At 47.1% G+C, this 7221-nt stretch carries 4 protein-coding genes and 1 pseudogene; all 5 read left to right on the top strand.

All coding sequences use genetic code 11. The features are described 5' to 3' along the window. Positions 1-48 precede the first annotated feature (48 nt). The gene (locus VB081_RS10350; protein WP_323400749.1) at positions 49-3114 is read left to right on the top strand and encodes an InlB B-repeat-containing protein; all 3066 of its coding nucleotides are present in this window, start codon (positions 49-51) and stop codon (positions 3112-3114) included. A gap of 149 nt (positions 3115-3263) precedes the next feature. After that, a complete protein-coding gene (locus tag VB081_RS10355; RefSeq protein ID WP_323400746.1) occupies positions 3264-3773 on the top strand; it encodes an RrF2 family transcriptional regulator in 510 nt (169 codons plus the stop codon). A gap of 163 nt (positions 3774-3936) precedes the next feature. Continuing rightward, positions 3937-4266, top strand: a complete 330-nt coding sequence (locus tag VB081_RS10360; RefSeq protein ID WP_323400747.1) for a DUF4190 domain-containing protein — start codon at positions 3937-3939, stop codon at positions 4264-4266. A 47-nt stretch (positions 4267-4313) separates the two neighbouring features. Beyond that, positions 4314-4727: a DUF4190 domain-containing protein gene (locus VB081_RS10365; protein ID WP_323400748.1), complete on the top strand. Its 414-nt coding sequence runs from the start codon at positions 4314-4316 to the stop codon at positions 4725-4727. Between the two features lie 996 nt (positions 4728-5723). Continuing rightward, positions 5724-7221 (top strand): annotated as a pseudogene (locus tag VB081_RS10370) (hypothetical protein); the annotation flags it as partial.

Raw genomic sequence — 7221 nt, forward strand, 5'->3', positions numbered from 1 at the left:
GGCACATCCGAACCGGATTATGTCCAGCTTACAACCATTAGGAAAACCATAGCGGGAAATCTACTAACCGTTACGCAGTCAAATGCCGGGTTTTCCTCACAACCACCAAAAACTGTTTTTGTAGGTTGGAACACGAGGGCGGATGGCACAGGCACATCGTATAAGGCCGGTCAATCAATTATGATCTCAGATAACCTCACGTTGTACGCCCAGTGGAAGGCGGAGCGCTATCAGGTATATAAGGATAGCGCGCCAACTACGATAGTTGGCACATACCGCCTGATGGCAGACGCGGTTGCGGCGTGCGGGACGACCAGCGGCGCCAGCGGATCATCTTACACCATCGTCGCGACAGAAGACGACCCGGATATGAACAACGTGGCGGGCAGCGCTGGAAACTGGGTCAACATACCAAATGGAAAAAGTATTACCGTAAAATCCGATGAGGGAGGGCCGTATGTCCTGACACAAACGCGCGTAGTATCGTCCGGTTCAGGGTCTCCATGGCATTTTGGGATCGCGTCCGGCGGAGAACTGACGCTTGAAGATATCACGCTTTCCGGCACCGGAGTGACGAGCGGAAATCAGACAAACGGCGGCGTAAGGGGTCTTGCCGGAGGCAAGCTGACCATAAATGCTGGCACGACGATCACAAAATGCTATGCCGGTTCCAGCACGGGCGGCGGGGTGGATATATCCGGACCGTTCATAATGAACGGCGGTGTCATTAGTAATAATAAAAGTGCGGGCGGCGCATCGGGCGGCGTGCGCTGCGGGAGCAGCTTTACGATGAACGGCGGCAGTATCACGGGGAACGAAGGCGTTAACAGTGTCGGCGCTTCAGGCGGTGGTGTGTTTGTTTCCGGGAGTAGCGCCTTGTTCACGATGAACGGCGGCAGCATCACGGGCAATATGTCGTCTATTGGTCAAGGCGGCGGCGTATACCTTTACATGGGCGGACGGATGACGATGACTGGCGGTAGCATCACGGGAAACACAGCAAAGGAAGGCGGCGGGATATACAGCGAAGATTACGACTATCACAATCCTGCCAATGTCAGCAAATACTCGAACATTGCCATTTCAGGCAGCGCGGTGGTGAGCGGAAATACATCCGGTCGGACGTACGCGCCCCCGTCTAACGCTGCGGCGTTCACGACGCGCGCGACAGACCCGTTCCCCGGTACATTACTGAATAACGATAACATCAACTACGGGATCGGCTATGCTGTAACCTATAAGGCGAACAACGGGACGACGTTGCCGGATTATGTGCAGTCTACCAATGTTATTGCAGGTTCGTCGATGATCACGACGGTTACCGATACGACGGCCGGGTTTGGTATAAGTGCGCCGGGCTTTACTTTCCTTGGATGGAACACGCAGGCGGACGGTACGGGCACGGCATATACCGCCGGGCAAGTGGTTTCCATTTCGGGGAATATGACGCTGTACGCGCAATGGAACCATGAGAGATATATCGTATATAAGGACAGCGCGCCAACTACGCCAGTCGGCTCGTATCATTGGCTGAGAGATGCGGTGAACGCCTGTGGTGCGAGCAGCACGGGGGCATATACGATCGTTGCAACGGAAAATGATACGGATATTACGAACGTGACTGGTTTGGGGATGGTCGGCGCAGCAAGCCCGATCATACTGGGAAGCAAAAATATCACATTGAAATCTGACTCGGGCGGACCGTATACCTTGACGATGCAATATGAGAGCCTCGGCAGTGCTATGCAATATGGTCATTTTGTAGTAGATGTCAACGGCAGCCTGACGGTCGAGAACGTTACGCTTTCGGGTAAGGCGTTGACAAGCGGCAACAACGGCAACGGCGGTGTATATCTAAACTCAAGCAGCGGTCGTTTTACGATGAATGCCGGAGCCACAATCACCAAATGTTACAAGTCGAATACTGGCCCTGCGGGAGGCGTGACAGTCGAAGGCGGAGCAATATTCACGATGAACGGTGGAAGCATCACAGGCAACATTGGCAGGATCGGCGGCGGCGTAAACGTCTATAATGCCACATTTATAATGACCGGCGGCAGTATCGCAAATAATACGTCGATATACGGCGGCGGTGGCGTGGGCATTTTTGACGGGACCGGACAGTTTACGATGACCGGCGGCAGTATTACAAACAATACGGCGGCAGTCGATGGCGGTGGTATTTATACAGGGGATTATGATTACAATGATCCAGTCAATACAAATAAGTACATGCGTATCAGTATAACAGGCGGTACGGTGAGCGGAAATACATCGGCGGGAACATTCACTGCTCCTTCCAACGCTGCGGCATTCACAACGCGCGCGACGAATCCGTTCCCCGGTACATTACTGGATAACGACAACATCAACTTTCACTTTAACCCGACGGTCACCTATGATGCAAACAACGCCTCGGGCAGGACGTATACCGATGCGGGAACGCCGCAGTATGTGGTTGGCGATACGGTGACAGTGAAAGCATGGGCGGCAACCGGACTGGCAGCAGACACGGGGTGGGAGATCGATTACTGGTGCACCACAAACGATGGTACGGGAACGCACTACGCGCCGGCAGATACCTTTACCATTACGTCGAATAAAACACTATATGCCATGTATAAGCGCACGACGCATGACATGACGCTGAGCAACATGGTGTCAGGATCGTATGCCGACAGGACAAAGGACTTCGGCTTCACCGTGTATCTCGCGAACGAAAGCGGAACACCGCTTACAGGAACGTTTGCTTATACAGGCGGGACAATCAGCGGTTCCGGAGCGAACGCGCCCGCGGGTGGTACGATCACGCTGGGCAGCTCGGGCGAGGCGGTTCTTCGCCTCAAGCACGGGCAAACCGTGAACATAAAAGATGTGCCGTTCGGTTACAAGGTGCGGATCGTGCAAACGGCGGCAACGGGCTATACAGCCTCCTTCCGGGATAACGAGGACGCGGGACCGACCGCCGCCGCCGATACCGGCGTGCGTACTATGTCGGCCGCGAACAGGCAGTTTGACTTTACAAGCACAAGAAGCGGCGTAGTGCCGACGGGCGTTACGAAGAAAATCTTTCGTCCCTTTTGGAGTACGCCGCACACAATTCTACATTTGTAAGCAATGTGGAATATACGGGGGAAGATCGCTTTATCGTACTATCTACTTGTTCGTACGAGTTTGATGACGCGCGCTATATCGTAATTGGCGTACTGGAACCGGGATACATGGGTTAAGAGAAAAGAGGGAGGCAAAAAATGCGACTTTCGTTGAAAACAGACTATGGTTTACGGATTTTGATCTCTATGCAAAAAGAAAATAATAAGGCGGTGAGAGGTAGTATACAAAAAATAATTACTGCTGGCGACCTTTCGGAGACTCTTAAAATTTCCTATCTGTATTTGATGAAATTTATGAAGGATTTAAGGAGGGCAGGAATCGTATATTCTATTCAGGGATCAAAGGGAGGATTTGCGCTGTGCAAAGCAGGTGAGAATATCACTGTATATGATGTTGTCAGAGCGGTGGAAGGGAATGTCGAAATTTTTCCATGCTGTCACCGGAATAGCACCGCAAAATGCATGGAAGAATGTCCCTATGATGAAGCTGGGCAGTGCGGTATTTATATAATGCTGCGCGCAATGGAAGAAGATATTACAAGAAAAATGAAAACAACTACCATTGCGGATTTATGCCGCATGGAAGAAAAGGGATCGGAAGACAAAAATATGGATACCATGCCCTTTGAGGTTATTGATTTTCGTACGGCAAATTTATAAAATCGTAAAAACTTGCGGAGATCCCGCTGGAATAAAAAATTAAGGAAAAGGAGAAATTATGATTTGCAGGAATTGCAACCAACAGTATAATGACACAGCGTACAATTGTCCGTATTGCGGAAATATAACCAATATCGACCCAGGAGGCTATTACCAGCCGCAGATGCAGGCAGGCATTCCTTATGCGCGGCAATATAAGGATAACGCAGTAACTAAGACTGGGCTGGGTTTTGCGGCGGTGTCGCTTGTGTGCGGTATCTTAAGTATTTTATTTTGTTTTTTATTAGCGCCATTGTCTTTTATCCTCGGGATATTGGGAATCGTCTTTGGGGTTGTATCTAAAACAAAGACCACGGAATACCGGGGACTCGCAACAGGAGGTATTGTATGCGGGACTATAGGACTGCTTATTGTCGTTTTTTTCATGATAATCGGCGTGATTATTGCGACAGAAGCCTTGAGGGCTCTTTTTTATGCTTTTGCACCATTATGAATTTTATTGAGTATTAAAATATAAACAGATATAGGAGAGTATGAAAAATGATATGTAAAAAGTGTAACCAACAGTATGATGACGCTGCGCGGGCATGTCCGCATTGCGGTATGCAAAAGGAGACGGGAGCTTCGTATTATTCCACGCAGCAGCCTAACATGCAGCAAACAACCTATGACAAGCCTGCCGATCCGAATGCAAAAACCATGGCAATAATCAGCCTTGTATGCGGGATTGTCGGGATTGTACTTGCATGGCTTGTGCCGCTCGTTGGGATTATCCTTGGCGTTATTGCTATGGCAATCAGTAATATTGCCAAAAAAAGTCTACAGGGAGACCTGCAGAAAATGGCGGTTTGGGGCAGATACTGCGGTATTGGCGCGATTGTGGTCTCGGTGATTTCGTGGATTGTTTCAGCGGTACTGATCGCGACAATGGTTTCGGCATTATGGATGTACTAGGGGTGTTTAGTTTAGCGTCAGGAAATATGAGCAGAGCTGCTCGCTGAAGCAATCAGAGCGCAGGAACCTAAAAAGACGCGCTGATTATCGGTAAAAGAGGCTTATTAGCAAGAAGCCGCAAAACAGTTCGATTCTTCTTAGTAAATATGCACAATGGAGAATCATCGAAAATAAAAAAGCGCGCATCTTGCGAAAAGCGAAGGTTCTGCGCACGCATCAAATCAGACGTTACGTTTTGGCTAAAGCCAAAAGTAACCGCTGGACTGCAAAAAATCCACGTTCGCCTATTGGCTCGGTGGATTTTCGCATTCCATGTGTGGTACCCACGACCGGAATCGAACCGATAACTACCCCCTAGGAGTTCCGTAGTCTGAGTGATACCGTGTATTATGAAGTAGTCTGTAATGCACCATAGTTCCCATGCTAATCACGGAATCTGGTAGTCGGAGTGATACGTAGTTATCCTGAATACTCTGTAATAATTTTTTTGCTAACTTTTTTCGGTTAGCATTGTTAGCATGTTACGGTAAAAAGATAGAATGACCCTCTAATGAAAATCTGCTTGTTCATATGTTGGAACGATTTGTATTTTAAATATATATGCATCGAAACGGTGTAAAACTTATATGGATGGATAATTGTTCATTTACAAGTCTATAGCTACAATTAAGTATTTAGTGTTGTCTGCCGCTATTAATTTAATATAATAGAATTTCGCTATTAATTTTTGAATATACTGCGATTCGCTAGCAAATAGTATATAATGTATTTATATTTTGTATTTCTCGGTTGGGGGAATTATATGAATAATGCTAATGAAGATTTTCCGGGTGATGCGACTCTTGGATCCCGTTATAATTCGGCACTCACATATATTAATACTACTAATGATAGAGTTACTGCCATTATTGTGTCAGAAGATAAGAATTATAATGTTGTGAGTAATAAGAACGCCGAGAACCTCATCTAAAATAAAATCGTAAGGATCTTATGCTCATGACTGCAGATAACAAAACAATAAATAACGTCCTTACCGGATGGATTACTCTCGAGGTGCTAACGCCGCAAGATTTTCCCGATCCGCGTGATTATATCACAGGGAAAGAAGCGCCTAACAAGCAACGATATGTAGAATGGGATATCGCCGACACTCCACCTTGGCTTGACCCAAGATATTCTTATCTGGAAAAAGACGCGACCATTTTCTGGATTGTGTATTTAGGAGCAATCCCCCAAAAAGAAGCCTATTCAAAAATACTTGAGACTTTTGAAGATGCTTTTGCCGAAGAAAACTTTCGCACATCCGGTACAGCAGGTATGATCTCTTTCACTGTCGATGAAAAAGGTGCGTACACTGGGAGCGGATGTGTTTCGTCATTTGCCTGGGGATTGGGGCAAATTTGTAATGAGACGCCCCAAAAGCTCCCCGGCTTTCCGGAGATTGAAAGCGACCTTCTGACGAAGCTAAGCCAATCATTGGTGCATTTGGATGAGGACAACGAACCACTGCCGCTTGAGCAGTTGGAGTTGGAACGCTGCTATATGAAAATGACAGAACATCTTAAGCTGCCCAAAGCATTGTCATTAAACCGGTTGGCTGCGATACGTGTCGTATATAAGCGAAAAGATGTGGAGCCGCCTCAATCAGAACTGCTTAACAGTTTTTTTCTTAATGACCTAATAAAGATCCGAAAAGAATTTGTCTCCGGAAAAATCGGCGTTGGCTTGGATAAATACCTGCGAGGTATTCCAGAAGAACGACGTCAGGATGTTTTGACTGACGATGCTTTAATAAAACAGGTGTTACAACCGGAATATATGCCTGAAATTCGCTGGACACCGAAATCAAGGTACAATTTGTATTTGATGCAGCAGGCTTCCGTCAATCATGTGTTTCGGGAAATGCGGCAAGCAGATATCGAAGGAATCAATGGCCCTCCAGGAACAGGCAAGACCACCCTATTACGTGATATCATTGCAAAAATTGTATTTAATAGAGCTTGCGCGATGGTCAAATTCAAAGATCCGTCCACTGCTTTTAAGAAAGCAATAGATCGTGACAATAACGGATATAATCAAGTGCTGTATCAAGTTCATCCCTCGTTGCTAGGACATGAAATCGTAGTTGCTTCATCAAACAATAAAGCGGTTGAGAATATAAGCCGGGAGCTCCCGGGAATCGATACAATTGATGATGAGTTTGATCCGCCATTGCGTTACTTTAACCATATTGCCGATCATGTGTCAGATGGAAAAGAAACATGGGGCATGGCAGCCGCTGTCTTGGGGAATCAAAAGAGACGTAATGATTTTGCCAATTCATTTTGGTGGGACAAGGAGTATGGCCTGTCCCCATATTTTAAGTATTTAACGGCGTCCTCCAGTAATGGCGAAAAGCTTTCCCCTATTGTGGAGTTAGAGAATCCACCGCAAAATATATTTGAAGCAAAGGAACAGTGGGAGGAAGTACGAAAAGAGTTTTCCGAAAAGCGAA

Source organism: Christensenella sp. (assembly GCF_034927525.1).
Classification (GTDB): domain Bacteria; phylum Bacillota; class Clostridia; order Christensenellales; family Christensenellaceae; genus Christensenella.